Raw genomic sequence first — 17,645 nt, 5'->3', positions numbered from 1 at the left:
GGCATGACAGGCGATCGGTGGTGGGCGCGGAGGGTGGTCGGGGCCGCCGTCGCGATCCTGCTCGCCGCCGGTGGCCTGGTGGCCTATGGAGTCGACGGCGCGCTCGGCCTGAGCTACGCCGATGCCGACGTCCCGGTCGAGCGGGTCACGACCGGCACCGCGCGGGAGCAGCTCGCCGCGCCGCCATTGATCGAAGCCATCGAGGTCCCCGACGACCCGTTGGTCACCCGCGCCGCCAGTGTCGTCGCCGACGCGATGGCGGCCCGTGGCCGGCCACGACCGACAATCCGCCGGGAAGGCAAGGGATCAGCCCAGTTGACGGCGCGGATCGCCGTCGTTCCCGGCGTCGACTCGCCCGAGACCTATCGGCTGACGAGCGGCGCAGGCGGCATCACCGTCACGGGCGGGTCCCCGGCCGGCACCGCCGCCGGCCTCTACGCGGTCGCGGACCGCATCCGGTCCGGTGCGGCGATCGTCGGCGACACGGTGACGACACCCCGGCTCGGGCTGCGCCTCACCGACGCCGGCGCGGTCGGCCGGGAGGCGGCGCCCGACGCGACCGACTACTCGCTCAACACCGACGTCGTGGGCTCGGCGCTGCTGCCCGAGGCACCGTGGGTGGACAAGGCCGCCGCCGAGCGGATCGGCGCCCAGTTCCGGCAGTTCGTCGACCATTCGCTGAGCCAGGGCTACAACGGCATCGTCATCCCGGGCTTCCTGGAATACGTGACGTTCGAAGGTCTCGGCGTCTACGACGACAGCGATGACCACATTGGACGCAACGAGGCGTTGGTGGCGGCCTTCGCACCGATCTTCCGGTACGCGGCCGACAGCGGCATGAAGGTCTACCTGCTCACCGACATGCTCGCCCTGTCCCCGCCCCTGGAGCGCTTCCTGACGCGCACCACCGGCGGCCTCGACACGACCGATCCGAAGCTGTGGGCGGTCTACCAGGCCGGGCTGGCCGAGCTCTTCGAGCGGATGCCCTATGCCAGCGGCCTGATGATCCGGATCGGCGAAGGCGGGGCCGTCTACCGGCAGCGGGGCTGGGACTACGAGTCGCGGCTCGCCGTCACCACACCCGAGGCGGTGCGGGCGATGCTGACCGCGCTGCTCGAGACCGCGGGCCGGGGCGGCCGCGACATCATCTTCCGCAGCTGGACCGTGGGCGTCGGCGCCGTCGGCGACCTGCACACCGATCCGGCGTCCTACGCCGACGTGCTCGGCACGATCGACGATCCGCACCTGGTCGTCTCCACCAAATACGCGGCAGGCGACTTCTACAGCCACCTGCCGCTCAACCCGACCCTGCTGACGGGCAGCCAGCGCCGCATCGTCGAGTTCCAGTCGCGCCGCGAGTTCGAGGGGTTCGGCTCGCTGCCCAACGACCTCACGGCGCTGCATCAGCAGGCGCTGCGCACCTTCCTGGCCGCCAACCCACGTGTCGAGGGCATGTGGACCTGGACCCAGGACGGCGGCCCGCTGCGGGCCGGTCCGACCTCGCTCTACCTGCGCGAGGGCTTCTGGCAGTTGTACGACCTCAACACCTATGCGGCCGCCCGGCTGGCCTGGGGTCCGGAGACGCCCGCCGAGGAGATCACCCGCGACTGGGTCAGGCAGACCTTCAGCACCGACCCGGCAACCGAGCGCGCGATCACGGGCATGCTGGCCCTGTCCCGCACGGCGGTGACCACCGGCCTCTACATCGGACCGTACGCCGACAAGCAGGTGAAGGCCCTCGGCCTCGAACCACCGCCGATGATGTGGATCTTCGAGTGGGACATCGTCACCGGCGACTCGGCCGCGCTCGACAGCATCTACGCCGTCAGCCGGGATCGGCTCGACGAGGCGATAAACGGCGGAGACCGGGCCGTGGCGCTCGCCGTCGAGATGCGCGACCTGGTCGCCGGCACGGATCCGGCCACCTATCGCGACCCCGCGTTGCGGCAACGGTTGACCGACACCCTCGACTTCCAGGTCGACCTCTTCGAGACGCTGGCGGCCTACCGCGCGACCGCGCTGCGCCATGCCCAGTGGCTCGACACCGGCGACGCCACCGCCCGCCGGCAGTGGCAGGCGGCGCAGGCCACGTACGAGACCCGCAGGGCCGCGCACCTGGCCCGCTACGGCGGCGACCGGGACCTGCCTGCCTACCAGTTCACCGCGGCCGACCTCGGCACCGACCGGGCCAGCCGCGACCCCGCGATGGCCTGGCTGGCCCGCGTCCTGCTCGTGCTGATCCTGCTGGTCCTGATCGCCGGCGCGACGAACCGCAACGCCGCCTGCCGCGCCCTCTGGGTCGGCGCCACCCACCCATGGCGGCTACGACCGCAACCACCCGTGACGACCGCGATCGTCATCACCATCGCCGCCGTGATACTCCTGACCAGCCGCTTGGTCCACACCTGGTTCGCCGCACCGGCCCACCTGGTCCTGGTGCTGACCGCCTGGGTCGTGTTCGCCCTGATCGCCCGCGCGCTGACCGACAACCGGATCTGGGCGGTCATCGGCGGAGTGATCCTGCTCCGGACCGCCCTGCTCTCGGCCGTGCTGGCGGTCCGTGGCCCCGGTCACTACTGGCTCGAGTTCTGGACCGCGCCCACCGCGCGGGCGGCGTACATCACCGTCGCCTTCGCCGGGTTCGGCTGGCTCTTCGTCGCGGTCACGCTGGCCCAGGACGCACGAACCGCCAGCACAGCCGGCAGCCGCCTGCGGGCGATCGGCAACACCGTCGCGGCGGCCGGCGGCGCCCTGACCGTCGTCGCCGCGGGCATCGCCGCCATCGGTCTCGAACGCGCCCTGACGATCTGGAACGACCAGCTCGCCCTGCTCCCATGGGGTCTGTCGCGGATCCTCGGCATCACGGTCTATCTCGGCATCCCGACCGACCTGCCGGTGATCGCGCTGGCGGTGGGACTGGTCGCGGCCGTGGCCGGCACCGCGGTCCGCCGGTTTGCTACTACGCAGGGTAGGATCGACGCGTGACGCGGTTGGGAGATCTCGAGCGGGCGGTGATGGACGTCCTGTGGGATCGGTCCGGCCCTGCCACGGTCCGTGAAGTCGTCGACGCGCTCGACGGGCGTGACCTGGCATACACCACGGTCATGACCGTGCTGGACCGGCTCGCCGGCAAGGGCATGGTCGAGCGCGAGCGCACCGGCCGGGCCTGGAGCTACCGCCCGGCCGCTGGGCGCGACGCCTACATCGCGCAGCTCATGCTCGACGCGCTCGAGATGGCCGGAGAGAAAGACGCGGCGCTCGTGCGGTTCGCCCGGTCGGTGACCGGCGACGAGGCCGAGGTGCTGCGCGCCGCCCTGGACAAAGACAAGGCTTGACCGATGTCTTACACCGCACACTTCGGCGCGGCGGTGCTGGGCTGCTATCTCGCGGCCTGGGTAATGCTCAAGTCCCGCTGGCCGGCCACCAGCCCGACGGTCGCCATCCTCTGCTGGCAGGGCATCGGCCTCGCGGTTGGGCTGTCCGCGATCGGCATTCCGATCTCATTGGGCCTCGCTCCCTACGGCCGACCGCCGGGCACCGCCATCCGGATGCTGGCGCACGACCTGGCCGGCGGCCGTCTCCCGGCTGAGCTGGGCGTCGGCCACCTCGCTCTGATCAGCGTCGGGCTCGGCATCGGTGTGGTGCTCTTCTGGTCGACCGGCTCCAGCCTTCGGCACGCCGCCAAGGCGCGGCAACGCCAGCGTGACCTCCTCGCCCTGGTCGCCCGGGCCGACCCGGCCGCACCCGGCGCGCTGGTGCTCGACCACCCGGGTGCCGCGGCCTACTGCGTGCCGGGGCTCCGCCCGCGCGTCGTGATCAGCGCCGGCGCGCTCAGCCTGCTGCCCCGCGACGAGCTCGCCGCGGTGCTCAGCCACGAACAGGCGCACGCCAAGGAGCGGCACGACCTCGTCCTGCTCCCGTTCTCCGCACTGGTCCGCGCGCTGCCCGGGGTGAGCTGGATGGTCCGCGCCATGGCCGCCGTCGCGCTGCTGGTCGAGATGCGCGCCGACGACCGCGCCCGCCGCCTGCACACCGACGAGCTGCTGGCGGCCGCGCTCGCCCGGTTCGCGACCGCGCCGTCGCGGGTCACGCCCGCGGGCATGCTCGCCGCCGCCGACCACGACATCGTCGCCCGCGTGCGCCGGCTTCGCGCGCCGCTCGGCCCCACCCCGCTGGCAGCCCTGGTCTCCCTGACCGGCACCACGGCCCTGGCCGCGCTGCCGGTCGCGCTCTTCCTCTCCTGAACGGGTGAATTAACCTACGACATCCTGTAGTAGAGTCATATCCATGACTACTACAGGACGTAGGACTGATAGGTAGTGATGCTACGTGTAGAGTCGCTATAACAAGCGAACATCACTATCCCCCTCGGAGGGGTGGCCATGGACCCCTTGCCGCTCGCCCGCCTGCAGTTCGCCACCACGACCTCGATCCACTTCCTGTTCGTCCTCGTGACGCTGGGGCTGGTGACGCTGCTCGTCTATCTCCAGACCACCTCGTTCGTCACCCGCAAACCCGTCTACGAGCGGATGGTCCGCTTCTGGGGCACCATCTACTTGATCAACTACGTGCTCGGCATCGCGACCGGCATCGTGATGGAGTTCCAGTTCGGCCTGAACTGGAGCGGCCTCTCGCGCTACACCGGCAACGTGTTCGGGGCGCCGATCGCGCTGGAGACCCTGCTCGCGTTCTTCCTCGAGTCGACGCTGCTCGGCATGTGGATCTTCGGTTGGCACCGGCTGCGCCGCGGCGTGCACCTGGCTCTGCTCTACGGCGTGGCGATCACGGCGTACCTCTCGGCGTTCTTCATCATGGCCGCCAACGCCTGGCTGCAGCACCCGGTCGGATACGAGGTCCGCGACGGCGTCGCCCACCTGACCGACTTCACCGCCCTGCTGACCAACCCGACCTTCACGATGGCCCTCGGTCACGTCACGTCCGCGGCGGTCCTCACCGGCGGGATGGTGCTCGCCGGCATCAGCGCCTGGCTGATGCTGCGCCGCAGCCCCGACTACGAGTTGCTGCGCAAGTCGCTGTGGATCGGCCTCGTCACGGTGACCATCGCCGGCGTGCCGCTGATGGGCTTCGGCTTCGCCCAGTTCGGCGCCGTGGGCGAGGTCCAGCCGACCAAGTTCGGCGACGACGCGGCCAAGGCGCAGGCGGTCGCCGACTTCACAGCGCGATTCGGACCCGGCGACTACCTGCCACCGGCGTACGCCAACGCGAGTCTCGGTTTCATGATCCTGATCGGGTTCACCCTGGCCTGGGCCTTCGTGATGCTGCCCCTCTTCTATCGCGACTGGATCGTCCGGCTGAAGTTCCCGCTGGTCATCGTCGGCCTCTCCCTGCCGTTGCCGTTCGTCGCCGCCATCCTCGGCTGGCTCACCCGCGAGGGGGGTCGGCAACCCTGGGCGGCGTACGGGCTGCTCAAGGTCGACGACGCCGTCAGCCCGATCAGCGGAGGCGTGATGCTGGCGTCCTTCCTCGGCTTCACCGCCCTGCTGCTGACCCTCGCCGTGACCAACTGGGTGCTGATCGCCAAGCGGGCCGCCCGCGGCGCCGCCGATCCCGCCCTCGGCCGCTCGCTGGCCGACGTCACCGCCGAAGACGACGACGAGCGCCGGCCCGAGCCGGCCCTGGCCCGCTAGGGGAAAGAGATGGAACTCGCCTGGTACGCCACCCTCGGGCTGGTCTTCGCCGGCTACCTGGTGCTCGGCGGCTACGACTACGGTGTCGGCCTGCTGCTGTCCGGCATCCGCGACGACGGGCAACGGCGGGCCGCCCTCACCGCGGTCGGCCCGTTCTTCCTCGGCAACGAGGTCTGGCTCGTCGCGTCCCTCGGCATCCTCTTCGGTGCGTTCCCCCGGCTGGAGGGCGAGTTGCTGTCGGGCTACTACCCTGCGGTGGTCGCGGCGCTGGTCGGCGTGCTCCTGGTGACCGTCGGCGTGCAGCTACGCGGCCGTCCGGCCGAGCCGGCGGCCCGCGCGAGGTGGGACCGGGTCGTGGTGGCCGGCAGTGCGCTCGCCGCCCTCGGCTGGGGTGCGCTGTTCGGCGGGCTGCTCCAGGGACTGCCGCTGGACGCCTCGGGGCACGTCGCCGGCATCGGCCATCTGGCGACCCCGTTCGTCGCCGCGACGGCGATCACACTGGTGACCCTCGTCGCAGTGCAGGGCGCCACCTTCCTGCTGCTGCGGATGCCGAAGGGGCAGGCGGCGGACCGGGCGCGGCTGGTCCGGCGGCTCGTTCCGGTCGCGCTCGGCGCCGTGGCGCTGGCCACGCTGCTCGGCTCGCTGTCGGCCGACGTCCGGGCGGCGGTGCACCCAGGCGCGCTCGTACCCCTGCTGCTCCTGGTGTTTGCCCTGCTCGCGGCCCGTCTGCTGGCTGAGCGCCGGCCCGGCTGGGCGTTCGTCGCGAGCTCGCTGGCCCTGGTGGCACCGGTGTTGCTGGTCGGCCTGGGCCGCTATCCGGCCGCGTTGGTGTCGACGGTCGACCCGGCGGCGACGCTGACCGTGGCCGAAGCCGCCGCCGCACCTGCGACGTTGCGGCTGCTTGCCTGGGTGGCGGTGCCGTTCGTTCCGGTGCTTATAGGCTTCCAGGCGATGTCCTGGTGGGTTTTCCGCGGGCGGATCGACGGCAAGGCCCCGGTCTACTGGTGAGCCGCCGCCGACCGTTCGACCCGCGACTGTTGCGTCGGGTGCCTGCCACCCGACGCCACTTCGCCGTGCTCGGGTTGTGCGGTGTGGCGACCGCGGTCGTCGTCGTGCTCCAGGCCACCGCGTTGGCGGCGGTGCTCGCCGCGGCCGCCGGCGGACGGCTCGACCGCACCGCCCTCGGCCTCTTCGTCGGGCTGGTCGCCGCCCGGGCGGGCCTGTCCTGGGCACAGGGCGCGGTCACCGCCTGGAGCGCCGCCGCGGTCAAGCAGGCGCTGCGGGTCGAGCTGCTCGGCTCGGTCACCCGACGCGACCCGGCGTGGCTCGCCGGCCAGCGCGGCGGGTCGCTGGCGACGCTGGCGGGCCGCGGCCTCGACGGGCTGGACGCGTACTTCACCGGTTACCTGCCCCAGCTCGTACTCGGCGTCACCATTCCGATCGCGGTCCTCGCCCGGCTGGTGTTCGCCGACTGGACCTCCGCGGTGATCGTCGCGGTGACCATCCCCCTCATCCCGATCTTCGGCGCTCTGGTCGGCTGGCAGGCGCAGGTCGCCACCGAGCGCCAGTGGCGGCGGCTGTCCCGGCTCGGGGGCCACTTCCTCGACATGCTCAGCGGGCTGCCCACGCTGCGCGCGTTCGGCCGGGCTCAGGCGCAGGTCGACGTGGTCCGCCGGATGGCCGACGCACACCGGGGGGCCACCATGCGCACCCTGCGCATCGCGTTCCTCTCCGCCCTGGTGCTCGAGCTGGTGGCGACCATCTCGGTGGCCCTGGTCGCCGTGCCCGTGGGACTGCGGCTGCTGTCCGGCGGCATGACGCTCGAGGTCGCGCTGCTCGTGCTGCTGCTGACCCCCGAGGCGTACCTGCCGCTGCGCGCCGCCGGCAGCAAGTTCCACGCGAGCCTCGAAGGGCTGACCGCCCTCGACGACGCGCTCTCCGCGCTGCCGAACGAGCCGGCGCCCGCGGTGGGCACGGCGGTCGCGCGCCCCGGGCCGATCGTGCTGTCCGGCGTGACCGTCGAGTACGACCGCACGACCGCCCTGCGCGACGTCACCCTGACCATCCAGCCCGGTGAGCGGGTGGCGATCGTCGGCCCCTCCGGCGCGGGCAAGAGCACGCTGCTCGGCCTGCTGCTCGGCTTCGTGCGACCGACCACCGGCCAGGTGCTGGTTTCCGGCGTCGACCTGGCCGCCGCCGACCTCGACGCCTGGCGCCGCACCGTGGCCTGGGTGCCGCAACGCGCGCACCTGTTCGCGGGGACCGTGGCCGACAACGTCCGGCTCGGCGCACCGGCCGACGCGGACCTGGCCAAGGCGGCCACCGCCGCGGCGCTCGACGAGGTCGTCGACGCGCTGCCCGAGGGTTGGCAGACCATGCTGGGCGAGCGGGGGTACGGGCTGTCCAGCGGCCAACGGCAGCGGATCGCGTTGGCCCGGGCGTTCCTGCGTGACCAGGCCGCGCTGGTGCTCCTCGACGAGCCGACGGCCCGGCTCGACGCGGCGTCCGAGGGCGCCGTGGTCGAAGCCACGATCAACCTGCTCGCCGGGCGCACAGGCGTCTTCGTCGCGCACCGCCCGGCGCTGCTCACGGTCGCCGACCGCGTGCTGCGGGTGGAGGACGGCAAGGTGACCGAGATCGTCCGCCCGGTGCCGGCCCTGCCGACCGGGGTCGGTGGTTGACGTGACCCCCGCCGAACGGGCCGTGCTCCGGATCGCCCGCCCCTGGCTCAGCCGCCTGGTCGGTGCCGGGCTCCTGGCCGCTGGCACCGAGCTAGCCGGGCTGGCCCTGATGGCCACCGCGACCTGGCTGCTGATCACCGCCGCCGGGCAACCGCCGGTCGCCGCCCTCACGGTGGCGATCGTGGCGGTCCGGACGCTGGCGATCGCGCGCGGCGTGCTGCGCTACACCGAGCGGCTAGCCGGCCACGACGCGGTTCTGCGGATCATCACCGAGGTACGCGCCCGCATCTTCGCGACCCTGTCCACCCGCCCGGCGCGGGCCACCGACCGCTCCGGCGACGCGCTCAGCCGACTGGTGTCCGATGTGGACGCGGTGCAGGACCTCCTGCTCCGCGTGCTCGTGCCGGGCGCCGCTGCCGGCCTGGTCGCGGTGCTGGCAGTGCTCGGCGCCGGGGTGCTGAGCCCGCTGGCCGCCCTGCCGCTGGCCGCCGGGCTGTTGCTCGCCGGCGTGGTCCTGCCGTGGCTGGCGTCGGCGCTGACCCGGCGCACGGCCGCCGAGGTGGCGCCGCTGCGCGGCGCGCTGGCGGTCGACGCGGTGGACCTGACCGCCGGCGCGGCCGACCTGACGGCGTTCGGCGCGACTGACGCGGCGCTGGCGAAGGCCGCGGGGCGAGCCGCCGAACTGGCCCGGCTGGAACGGCGGCTGGCCCTGGTCGGCTGGGCCGTCGACGGAGCCGGGGTCCTGCTCGCCGGCGCCACCGCGGCGGGAGTGGTGCTCACCGCGCTGCACGCCGGGACGTCCGGAACCTTGGTCGGCGTGCTCGCCGTCGGCAGCATCGCCGCGGTCGAGTCAGCGCTGGCGCTGGTTGGCGCGGCCCGCCAGCGGACCCAACTCGGCACCGCGTTGTCTCGGGTCTCCGCGCTGCTGACCGCCCCGTCCCTCGACGCCGGCCCACGGCCGGCGGGTGTTCCCGGCCTCGACCAGGTGTCGGTCACCTACCGGGCGGGCGCAGCGCCGGCGCTGAGCGACGTCACGCTGCGGCTGCCGGCCGGGCGGCGGGTGGCCGTGGTCGGTCCGAGCGGCGCCGGCAAGAGCACATTGTTGGGGGTCCTGGCCGGTGCGGTTCGACCCGACAGCGGCACGGTGGTCGGTGCGGGTGACCCGCAGCGGGTGGGCGGGCTGTTCGCGGACGCACACCTCTTCCACGCGCCGGTGCGCGACAACCTCCTGCTGGCCCGTCCCGACGCGAGCGACGACGACCTCGCCGCAGCGGCCACCGCGGCCGGCTTTCTCGACTGGGTACGCGACCAACCGCTGGGCTGGGAGACCGAGGTCGGCGAGGACGGCGGCCAGCTCTCCGGCGGCCAGCGCCAACGGCTCGCGCTGGCCCGGGCGCTGCTGCTGCGGCCCGAGGTGCTGGTGCTCGACGAGCCGACCGAAGGACTGGACCCCGCCGCGGCCGACGCGGTGCTGGCCGCCGTGCTGGCCGCCACCGCGGGCGCGATCGTCCTCGTCACCCACCGCCTGAGCGGGCTCGAGGGCTTCGACGAGATCCTGGTGCTGGACGCGGGTCGCGTGACCCAACGCGGCCGCCACGCGGACCTGGTCGCCCGGCCGGGCTGGTACCGCGACCAGTGGTCGACGCAGCAGGCGGACGAACAGGGCTACCTCGCGGTCGCGACTTAGGGGCAACCACCGGAGGCACGTCGGGGCGACCCGATGCGAAAGTGGGTGCCATGCACTCCGGCTCCGCCAGCCTTGTCGACCAACACCTCCAGCGGCTTGACCGCGCCCTCTCCGGGCCGCGCGGCCTCAAGCGCCGGATGCTGGCCGAGGCTCGCGACGGCCTCGACGACGCGGTGGCGGACCTACGCGCGGCCGGCCAGCCGGCGACGGCGGCGCAACGCCAGGCGATCGCCGAGTTCGGCGGGGTCGACGACGTGGCGCCCGCGTTCCAGGCGGAGCTTGCCGCGTCGGCCGCCCGGGTGCTCGGGCTGCGCGTCATCGCGGTGTTCGGGGTGTCGGCCTTCTGCAGCGACCTGATGTGGCGGGGGGCGCCGTGGTCGGGTCCGCGGCCCCCGGAGGCCTATCTTCTGCTGTCGGACAGCGTCGACGCTCTGGCCCGGGTCGCGGTCGCCGTCGCGGTGCTCGGCAGCCTCGCCCTGTGGCTGGCCACCCGCCGCGGCCGCACGGTGCCGACCCACGTGCTGCGCGGTGTGATGGCCGGCCTGGTCGCGGTGCTCACCCTGCTCGGGTCGGGAGCGCTGGCGCTGTTCGGCTGGTCGGCCGGCATGTGGACCGGCGCGCTCACCTGGCCGCCCATGATCGTCGGCGGCGGCGTGATGGCGATCGCGGCCACTTGGATCGGCCGTTCGGCCGCGACGGGCCTCGACGCGGCCCGGTCTCGTTAGGTGGGTTCCACGCCCAGGAAACGGCCGACGGTCGAGCTGAACTCGGTCCAGCTGGCCCGCTCTCCGGCCAGTGCTCGACGGCCCGGGCTCGTCAGCTCGTAGGTGCGGCGCTCGCGGCCGTTGACCGTGCTCCAGGTGCTGTCGACGAAACCCGCCCGCTCCAGCCGGCGCAGCGCCGGATAGACGGTGCCGGTCGGCAGGTTCAGGGAGCCCCCGCTGCGGGCCTTGAGTGCCTCGATGACGGCGTAGCCGTGCAACGGACCGCCCTCGAGGACCGAGAGCAGCAGCGCGTCGAGGTGGCCGTGCAGCGCCTGCGCCTTCATAGGTAGGAAGCCTACTCGTAGAGACGCGGCGGCGCCAGGATCACCACCCGGGGTGCGGGCGTCGGATCCCACGGGCGCACACTAAGGTGTTCGTGCGCGAAGTCACCAACGCACGCCCGAAACACACCACTCCCGGAGGTCAGCGTGGCGCGCCAGTCCAACCGGTCCAAGGCCAAGTCGCCGTCCCAGGACGAGCCAGCGGCCGAGGTCGAGGAGACCACGGCCGGCGGCGACGCGCCCGAGGCGCCTGAGCCCGCCGCGGCCGACGAGCCGGTCGAGGTGGAGAGCGCCGCCGACACCGATGACGGCGTCGATCCGGCCGACCAGCGCGCGTTCTGGGACGAGCTGCGGATCGACCCGATCGAGATCGCGCTGCCCTCGGGCACCGGATACACCCTGCGCGCCTACCGCATGTCCAACGAGCTGACGCCGACCGACACCTCGGACCGCGAAGAGGACGACCCGTTCTCCGCGCGGGCCCGTCGGGAGGAAGAGGACGACGACGCCGACCTCTTCACCGACGAGGAGCTTGCCGAGCAGGCGGAGGCGGCCGGCCGCGAAGAGCGCCGCAAGGCCCGCGGTGACGACGCCGACGAGGACGAGGACCTGGACGACGCGGACTCGGCCGACGAGGAAGAGACCGCCGAAGCCGACGAGGCCGCCGAGGAGGAAGAGGAAGAAGAGGAGGAGGCCGAAGAGGTCCCCGTCTTCCTGACCCACCGCGGCAAGCTCCTGCTGTTCCGCAGCGCCGAGGGCCTGGTCAGCTTCATCCGCTCCGGCGCGCCGCACGACCTGGCCCAGGTCGACACCTGGGCGACCGTGGCCGAGCGGGTCGAGCCGGTCAACATCGCCCCGCTCGACGAGGACTCCTACGAGCTCGACCTCGTGGTGGAGAACCTGCGCGGCGGCCACGACAGCTGGGACCCGCCGCTCATCATCGAGGCCGGCGAGGTCGCACGGGACCTCTCGTACGCGTTGCGCCTGCCCTCCGTACTCGACATGCTGTCTCCTGGCAACAGCCTCGACGACCTCGACGAAGCACTGCGTGGCGTGGTCAACGGCGGAATCAGCGGCTTCATGGCACGGCGCCGACTCCGGAAAATCGGGGCACAAACGGCAAGTTTGGGCTGGCGCACGATTATCGGCAAGATCTCTGCCGCTGTGGACTGGCGCGACTGACCCCTAACCAGGGACCATCAGTCCTTGGCACACGAGATGTGCCCGGGGAGGAGGACGACAACGTGGCGCTCGTGCGGGTGTACTGCGGTCTCGCATCGGCGGAATCATCGGGTCGGCCGGCGGGTGCCGGCACCGGCCTGACGGCTGCTGTTGTCGACGACGCCGGGCGGTTGCTCGACGTCTGCGAGATCACCGACGACCCGGCGGGTTACGCCCAGCTTGGTGCCCTGCTCGCGGAGCGGGCCAACGGCCCGGGCTCGGCCGCGATCGCGGCCGACAGCGACGACCACGAGGTGACGTCGCTGCTCAGCGCGGCGGGTCGCCCCTTGGCCATCGCCGACGACGACGCGGTCGACGATTTCGCCGAGCGGTTCGCCGATGACGAGTCGATCGAAGAGATGGAGTCCCCCCCGGCCGAGCGCCGCGCGGTGGGGCTGGCCCGGGCGCTGCAAGCGGGCGCCATCTTCGCCGTCGGCCTCCCGGTCTCCCGCGACCTCGTTCCCTACCGGCCGATCCTGGCCGCGCACTCCGCGCTCGCCGGCGGCCGGCACTCCGCCGCCGCGACCCTGCGCGAGGTGCTCCGCGAGCTTTATCCCGCGGCCCTGCGCGCCTACTCCGACCCGGCCGAGCCGCTGACGCTCGCGGTCCTCGACGCGCTGCCCGAGCCCGGCATGGTCTCCGGCACCGCCGCTCGTGGTCGCGACCTGCCGCCAGCCGCCGAGGCCGTCGTCAAACGGCTGACCGCCGAAGGCGTCGGCGACGCGACGACCGTCACCGAGGCGATCACCGCGCTGCGGGTCGCCATCGCCGAGACACCGCGCCGCGGCACCGTCAACAAGAGCCTCGCCAGCGCCTCGGCCGACGCGGTGCGACAAGCCGTCGCCGCCGTGCGTTCGTGCGACGAGGGCTGCGCGGCGCTGGTGGCCACGCTGGCCGCCCGCACGACCCCGATCGTCGCCGTGCCGCGCCGGCCCATGCGCCGCGCCGTTGAGGCCGAGCCGACCGAGTCCGCCGCGCAGACGCCGGCCGGGCTGCACGCGCTGCCGTTGCCCTTGCCCGAACGCGGCACCGGCCGCCGGCACCGCCCCGAACCGGCCGCGGCGGCCACCACGCCGCGCGCGCTGACCACCCCGCCGGTCGCTCCGGCCCCCGTCGCGCCGCCGCCGACCGCACCGACTCCGCTTTCCACGACGGCCTCCGCGCCGTTCGCCGAGCCCTCGCAGCCGGCCGAGCCCGCGCGTGCCGCCAGCCCGTCGCGGCCGCCGAACGCGCCGCGTCGCGCCGGCGAGACTCGCGGCACGAGCCGCTCGAGCGAGTCGCGCGCGGCCCGCGGCGCCGCCCGTTCGGCCGAGCCGCCCGCGGCGGCGCTGAACGCGCCCACGCCGGCGGGTGGCACCCCGATGCCGTCGCGCAGCCCGGGCCACGCCTGGTCCACCGGTTTCGACGGCACCAGCCGCTACCAGCCCACCAGCGCGACGGACGACACCGGCGCGACACAGCTGCCGGACCCGCCGACCCCGGCGACCCTGCAGCGACCGACGGCCGCACCGTCGTCGCCCGCCGCGCCGCGACTGCCGGCCGCGTCACGCCGGCGCAGCGCGCAGCCGGCCGCATCCGACGACCTGCCCGTCGCACCGCTGTCGCCGGCGGCGTCGCGGTTCTCGAGCGCGCCGCATCTGCCGGCCGCGCCGCAGTCGCCGGCCGCGACCCGATTCCCGAGTGCGCCGCGCCTGCCCGGCACGCCGCACCTGCCGGAAACCCACCAGCCCCCGGCTCCGCATCTGCCGCCCGCACCACAGTCGCCGGCCGCGACCCGGGTGCCGCTGCCGGGCCGCCCGGTCTCGGCCGGCCCGGCCAACAAGCCCATCTCCTCGCCGCCACCACCGCCCGGCATGACGCCGATCCCCGCGCAGCGACCGACCGTGCCCCCGGCCGAGGCCGGCGAGCCGTTCCGCGCGACACTGACCAACGCGGCGATCAACTCGGCCCGCGCCGAGCGCAAGCGCCCGACCGTGATCCCGCCGCGGGCCAACGGCCGTCCGGCCGCCACGCCGCCGCCACCGCCAGAGCCGCCGGTCACCGGCTTCCAGGCCACCGACCTCAGCGTCCCGGTGCCCGCACCGCGCCCTGAGCCGGGCGCGCGGGCCAACTGGCCGCTCGTCGACAACACCGCGGACGACCGGGCCAACGGCTTCCCGGACCTGAGCGAGCTGCCCCCGAGCGAGCTCGACCGGCCCACCTACTCGTCCATCGGCGACGACCGGGTGCCGCCGCCGTGGCTGGCCGACGACATGCCGCCGGAGCCGCCGATCCTGCGCCTGGTCGAGCCGCCACCGCTGGCTGACCGCGCCCTGCGTGACGACAGCCCGCGGGAGAACCGGTCGCGCGGTCGCGACGACCGGCGCAACCGCGACGACTACGCCGCGCGCTACGAGACGCCTTCGCTGCGTCTGGTGGAGAGCCCGATGGACACCGGGAGCCACCCGCAGCTCCCGGTCGGCATCAGTGCACCGCCGGTCTCCGACGACGAGGGCGACGAGGGTCTGCTGATCTTCGCCGCGGCCCGGTCCGCCTGGTTCACCGGTCACCCCGACGAGAGCGAAGACCTCGCCTGGGCCTCGGTCGCCGACACCGGCTGGCGCGCGGCCGAGAAGGCCTCCTCGCCGTCGGTGGGCCTCGAGACGCAGTCGGGCCTGCCGAAGCGCGTCCCCCAGGCCAACCTGGTGCCTGGCTCGCCGTTGCGTGACGAGCGACCGCTGCGGATCGTGCGCGACGCCGCGAGCATCGCGGCGCACACCACCGGCTACTTCCGTGGCTGGCGCCGCGGCCAGGAGATCGGCGGCTACGCGGTCGGCGGTCGTCCGGGTCGCGAGGCGGCCGGTGGCTGGGACTTCAGCCGTGACCACGGTGGACGCGACGAGAGCCAGGAATACGAGTACCGGTCGGCGCGGTCGTGAGTTCCTGACAGGGACGACTGTGATTTGACTGCGGGCCTAGCGGCCCGGGAGCATACCCGCGTGGTATCTGGCGACGGGCGTCGCCGGTCTGTTGAAAGGCGGCACCAGATGGCGAAGCCGGCGATCGGCCGGACCCAGCTGACCCGACGGGGCCTCCTCGTCGGCACCGCTGGGACCCTCTTCACCGCCGCCTGCGGGTCCGATGACACCAACAGTCCCGGCCCCACGACCCGAGGCTCCGAAGAGCTCATCATCGGCGCCAGCCTCGAGCTGACAGGCCCTGGCGCGGCGCACGGCGTGCTGCAGGAGCGGGCTCTACGCATCACCGTCGACACGCTCAACGAAGAGGGCGTGCCGGTCGGTAACCTGCGCCGCAAGGTCAAGATGATCTACCGCGACAACGGCAGCCGGCCCGACACCGCAGCGCAGCAGACGACGGAGCTCATCCAGAAAGAGGGCGTCCACGCGTTGCTCGGCGGCGTGCTGGCCGAGACCTCGCTGGCGATGCTGACAGTGGCGCAGACCGAGCAGGTGCCGTTCATCTCCCTCGGATCGGCCGACAACCTCGTCACGCCGCTGACCGCGCGCACCTACATCTACAAGCTCCAGCCCAACGCCAAAGACGTCGCGGACATGATGAGCGACCTGCTCGACGCCCAAAATCTCAGCACAGTGGGTGTCATCTACTCCGGTGGCGCCTACGGCAAGACCGGCGTCGCCGCCCTGCGAAGCAAACTTGCCGGCAAAATCAAGGTCGAGTCCGAGCTTCCGCCCACGGGCAGCAATGTCGACTCGGCCGTCGCCAAGGTGGTCGAGAAGAACCCGAAAGTCGTCATCATCTGGGCGCAGGCGCCCGACTCCGGTGCGGCCATGTCCTCGCTGCGCAACGCCAGTTACGGCGGCCAGATCATCTTCGACCCGGGCGGCGTCGCCGACGACACGCTCTCCGACGCCGACAAGCAGGACCAGGCCGAGGGCGCGCTGGCCGTGCACCCCGCGTCGCTGGCGGGCACGTCGCTGACCGACACCACCATGGCCGACCTCGACCGGCGCGACTTCATCTACCGCTACATCCAGAAGCACGGCGCGTTCCGCGGCTTCGCGCCCTACAGCTCCGACGCGGTGCGCCTGATCGCCAACGCCGCCCGCCTGGGCCGCAGTGTCGACCGCGGCCGCATCCGCGTCTACCTGGAGAACCTCATCACCGAGGGCATCGCCGGCTCCTACGAGTTCCAGCCGATCAACCACGGCGGCATGGCGGATGACTCGCTGGCCGTCTTCCAGGTCACCGGCGGCGCCTGGATCCGCGTCAGCTGACCCTCCCCGACACGCCAGAAAGCCCCACCGCCGAGGCGGTGGGGCTTTCTGCTGCTGTGTGTGGGTGAGGGTGGCCCGGATCAGGCCGGGGCGACCGCGCGGGAGCGGCGCATGCTGAGCACGTACTCGACCAGGCTGATCAGCACGTGCTTGGTCGACTCGCGGTTGCGGGCGTCGCAGGCCACGACCGGGACGTCGCTGGAGATCGCGAGCGCGTCGCGGACGTCCTGGGGGTCGTGGTACTGCACCCCGTCGAAACAGTTGATCGCCACCAGGTAGGGAAGGCGGCGATGCTCAAAGAAGTCGATAGCCGCGAAGCAGTCGGCTAGTCGGCGCGTGTCGACCAGCACGATCGCCCCGATCGCACCTCGCACCAGCTCGTCCCACATGAACCAGAACCGCGTCTGGCCAGGCGTGCCGAACAGGTAGAGGATCAGGTCACGGTCGATCGTGATCCGGCCGAAGTCCATGGCGACGGTCGTCGTCGTCTTGCCCGGCACCTGCCGGGTGTCGTCGACGCCGACGCCGGCCGAGGTCATGATCGCCTCGGTCGTCAGCGGCGTGATCTCCGACACCGACCCGACCAGCGTGGTCTTGCCGACGCCGAACCCGCCGGCGATGACAATCTTCGCCGACGTCACACGGCCAGCGCTCGGGCGGTGCGTCACGTCAGAGCCTGCGAAGTCCACTCAGCACCCTCTCCAGCAGTTCAGTGCCCACCGCATCGTTCGTGTCTTCCAGTGAGGTCGGTTCGTAGACCGCGACGAGCCCGTCGGCGGCCATGTCGGCGATCAGGACCCGGGCAACACCCAGCGGGAGCTGCATCCGGGCCGCGATCTCCGCGAGCGACTGCAACCGGCCGTCGCACAACGCGGCGATGTATTGGTGCTCGCGGCCTCCCCCACCCTTGGTGGAGTTGGCGGTTCGGCCGCGGACCGTTGTTTCGACGAGTGCCTCGAGCGCGATCTCGAGCCGCGGCCTGGTGCGTCCGCGGGTGACGGCGTACGGCCGCACCAACGCGCCGGTTGGCTCGTCCCGGTCGGTCATCGCCACTCACCCCCTTCGCATCCGTGCCGCGGGCCCGATCGGTCGGGACCCGTCGTGTATGTGTGTTGTTGTGGTGCGCCG

At 72.9% G+C, this 17,645-nt stretch carries 11 protein-coding genes and 3 pseudogenes; 11 read left to right on the top strand and 3 right to left on the bottom strand.

The genetic code is table 11. From position 1 onward, the window contains the following. Positions 1–3: 3 nt before the first annotated feature. From AB0J88_RS02670 to AB0J88_RS02635, 8 genes and pseudogenes are all read left to right on the top strand, one after another. Entirely contained in the window at positions 4–2,985 is a 2,982-nt protein-coding gene (locus tag AB0J88_RS02670; RefSeq protein ID WP_364355746.1) for a hypothetical protein, read from the top strand. Beyond that, positions 2,982–3,317: pseudogene (locus tag AB0J88_RS02665) on the top strand (BlaI/MecI/CopY family transcriptional regulator); the annotation flags it as partial. The gene AB0J88_RS02670 and the pseudogene AB0J88_RS02665, both read left to right, overlap by 4 nt. A gap of 21 nt (positions 3,318–3,338) precedes the next feature. Beyond that, positions 3,339–4,244: a M56 family metallopeptidase gene (locus tag AB0J88_RS02660; RefSeq protein ID WP_364355749.1), complete on the top strand. Its 906-nt coding sequence runs from the start codon at positions 3,339–3,341 to the stop codon at positions 4,242–4,244. A 138-nt stretch (positions 4,245–4,382) separates the two neighbouring features. Next, positions 4,383–5,648, top strand: a complete 1,266-nt coding sequence (locus AB0J88_RS02655; RefSeq protein WP_364355752.1) for a cytochrome ubiquinol oxidase subunit I — start codon at positions 4,383–4,385, stop codon at positions 5,646–5,648. Between the two features lie 9 nt (positions 5,649–5,657). Continuing rightward, on the top strand, positions 5,658–6,656 hold the full coding sequence (locus tag AB0J88_RS02650; RefSeq protein ID WP_364355755.1) for a cytochrome d ubiquinol oxidase subunit II: 999 nt from the start codon (positions 5,658–5,660) through the stop codon (positions 6,654–6,656). Further along, positions 6,653–8,329 carry a thiol reductant ABC exporter subunit CydD gene (cydD, locus tag AB0J88_RS02645; protein WP_364355758.1) on the top strand — a complete coding sequence of 559 codons (1,677 nt, stop codon included), beginning with the start codon at positions 6,653–6,655 and terminating at the stop codon, positions 8,327–8,329. The genes AB0J88_RS02650 and cydD overlap by 4 nt, the downstream gene beginning before the upstream one ends. Before the next feature lie 22 nt (positions 8,330–8,351). Beyond that, positions 8,352–10,016: pseudogene (cydC, locus tag AB0J88_RS02640) on the top strand (thiol reductant ABC exporter subunit CydC); the annotation flags it as partial. A gap of 50 nt (positions 10,017–10,066) precedes the next feature. Continuing rightward, the gene (locus tag AB0J88_RS02635) at positions 10,067–10,741 is read left to right on the top strand and encodes a permease prefix domain 1-containing protein (protein ID WP_364355761.1); all 675 of its coding nucleotides are present in this window, start codon (positions 10,067–10,069) and stop codon (positions 10,739–10,741) included. Here AB0J88_RS02635 and AB0J88_RS02630 read toward each other — a convergent pair. Next, positions 10,738–11,064 (bottom strand): helix-turn-helix transcriptional regulator, encoded by a 327-nt coding sequence (locus AB0J88_RS02630; RefSeq protein ID WP_364355764.1) that lies wholly within the window; start codon positions 11,062–11,064, stop codon positions 10,738–10,740. The two genes, AB0J88_RS02635 and AB0J88_RS02630, sit on opposite strands and share 4 nt — an antisense overlap. Before the next feature lie 279 nt (positions 11,065–11,343). Here AB0J88_RS02630 and AB0J88_RS02625 point away from each other — a divergent pair, with 279 nt between their 5' ends. The 3 genes and pseudogenes from AB0J88_RS02625 (at position 11,344) to AB0J88_RS02615 (ending at position 16,517) form a co-directional block, all read left to right on the top strand. Then, positions 11,344–12,243 carry a DNA primase gene (locus AB0J88_RS02625; protein ID WP_364355967.1) on the top strand — a complete coding sequence of 300 codons (900 nt, stop codon included), beginning with the start codon at positions 11,344–11,346 and terminating at the stop codon, positions 12,241–12,243. Positions 12,244–12,281: 38 nt separating this feature from the next. Then, positions 12,282–13,430: pseudogene (locus AB0J88_RS02620) on the top strand (transposase); the annotation flags it as partial. Between the two features lie 1,878 nt (positions 13,431–15,308). Then, entirely contained in the window at positions 15,309–16,517 is a 1,209-nt protein-coding gene (locus AB0J88_RS02615; RefSeq protein WP_364355767.1) for an ABC transporter substrate-binding protein, read from the top strand. A gap of 80 nt (positions 16,518–16,597) precedes the next feature. On the opposite strand, the gene AB0J88_RS02610 is transcribed toward AB0J88_RS02615, so the two are convergent. Then, the gene (locus AB0J88_RS02610; protein WP_203709990.1) at positions 16,598–17,206 is read right to left on the bottom strand and encodes an ATP/GTP-binding protein; all 609 of its coding nucleotides are present in this window, start codon (positions 17,204–17,206) and stop codon (positions 16,598–16,600) included. Then, entirely contained in the window at positions 17,187–17,564 is a 378-nt protein-coding gene (locus AB0J88_RS02605; RefSeq protein WP_089247557.1) for a DUF742 domain-containing protein, read from the bottom strand. The genes AB0J88_RS02610 and AB0J88_RS02605 overlap by 20 nt, the downstream gene beginning before the upstream one ends. Positions 17,565–17,645: the final 81 nt, after the last annotated feature.

Origin of the sequence: Asanoa sp. NPDC049475, assembly GCF_040676915.1 — a bacterium.
GTDB lineage: Bacteria > Actinomycetota > Actinomycetes > Mycobacteriales > Micromonosporaceae > Asanoa.
This window is presented reverse-complemented; position numbering and strand designations above follow the sequence as displayed.

Bases quoted from the DNA above. Each gene is read 5' to 3' on its own strand.
- AB0J88_RS02670 (WP_364355746.1), top strand. From the start codon at position 4: ATGACAGGCGATCGGTGGTGGGCGCGGAGGGTGGTCGGGGCCGCCGTC.
- AB0J88_RS02660 (WP_364355749.1), top strand. From the start codon at position 3,339: ATGTCTTACACCGCACACTTCGGCGCGGCGGTGCTGGGCTGCTATCTC.
- AB0J88_RS02655 (WP_364355752.1), top strand. From the start codon at position 4,383: ATGGACCCCTTGCCGCTCGCCCGCCTGCAGTTCGCCACCACGACCTCG.
- AB0J88_RS02650 (WP_364355755.1), top strand. From the start codon at position 5,658: ATGGAACTCGCCTGGTACGCCACCCTCGGGCTGGTCTTCGCCGGCTAC.
- AB0J88_RS02635 (WP_364355761.1), top strand. From the start codon at position 10,067: ATGCACTCCGGCTCCGCCAGCCTTGTCGACCAACACCTCCAGCGGCTT.
- AB0J88_RS02630 (WP_364355764.1), bottom strand. From the start codon at position 11,064: ATGAAGGCGCAGGCGCTGCACGGCCACCTCGACGCGCTGCTGCTCTCG.
- AB0J88_RS02615 (WP_364355767.1), top strand. From the start codon at position 15,309: ATGGCGAAGCCGGCGATCGGCCGGACCCAGCTGACCCGACGGGGCCTC.
- AB0J88_RS02605 (WP_089247557.1), bottom strand. From the start codon at position 17,564: ATGACCGACCGGGACGAGCCAACCGGCGCGTTGGTGCGGCCGTACGCC.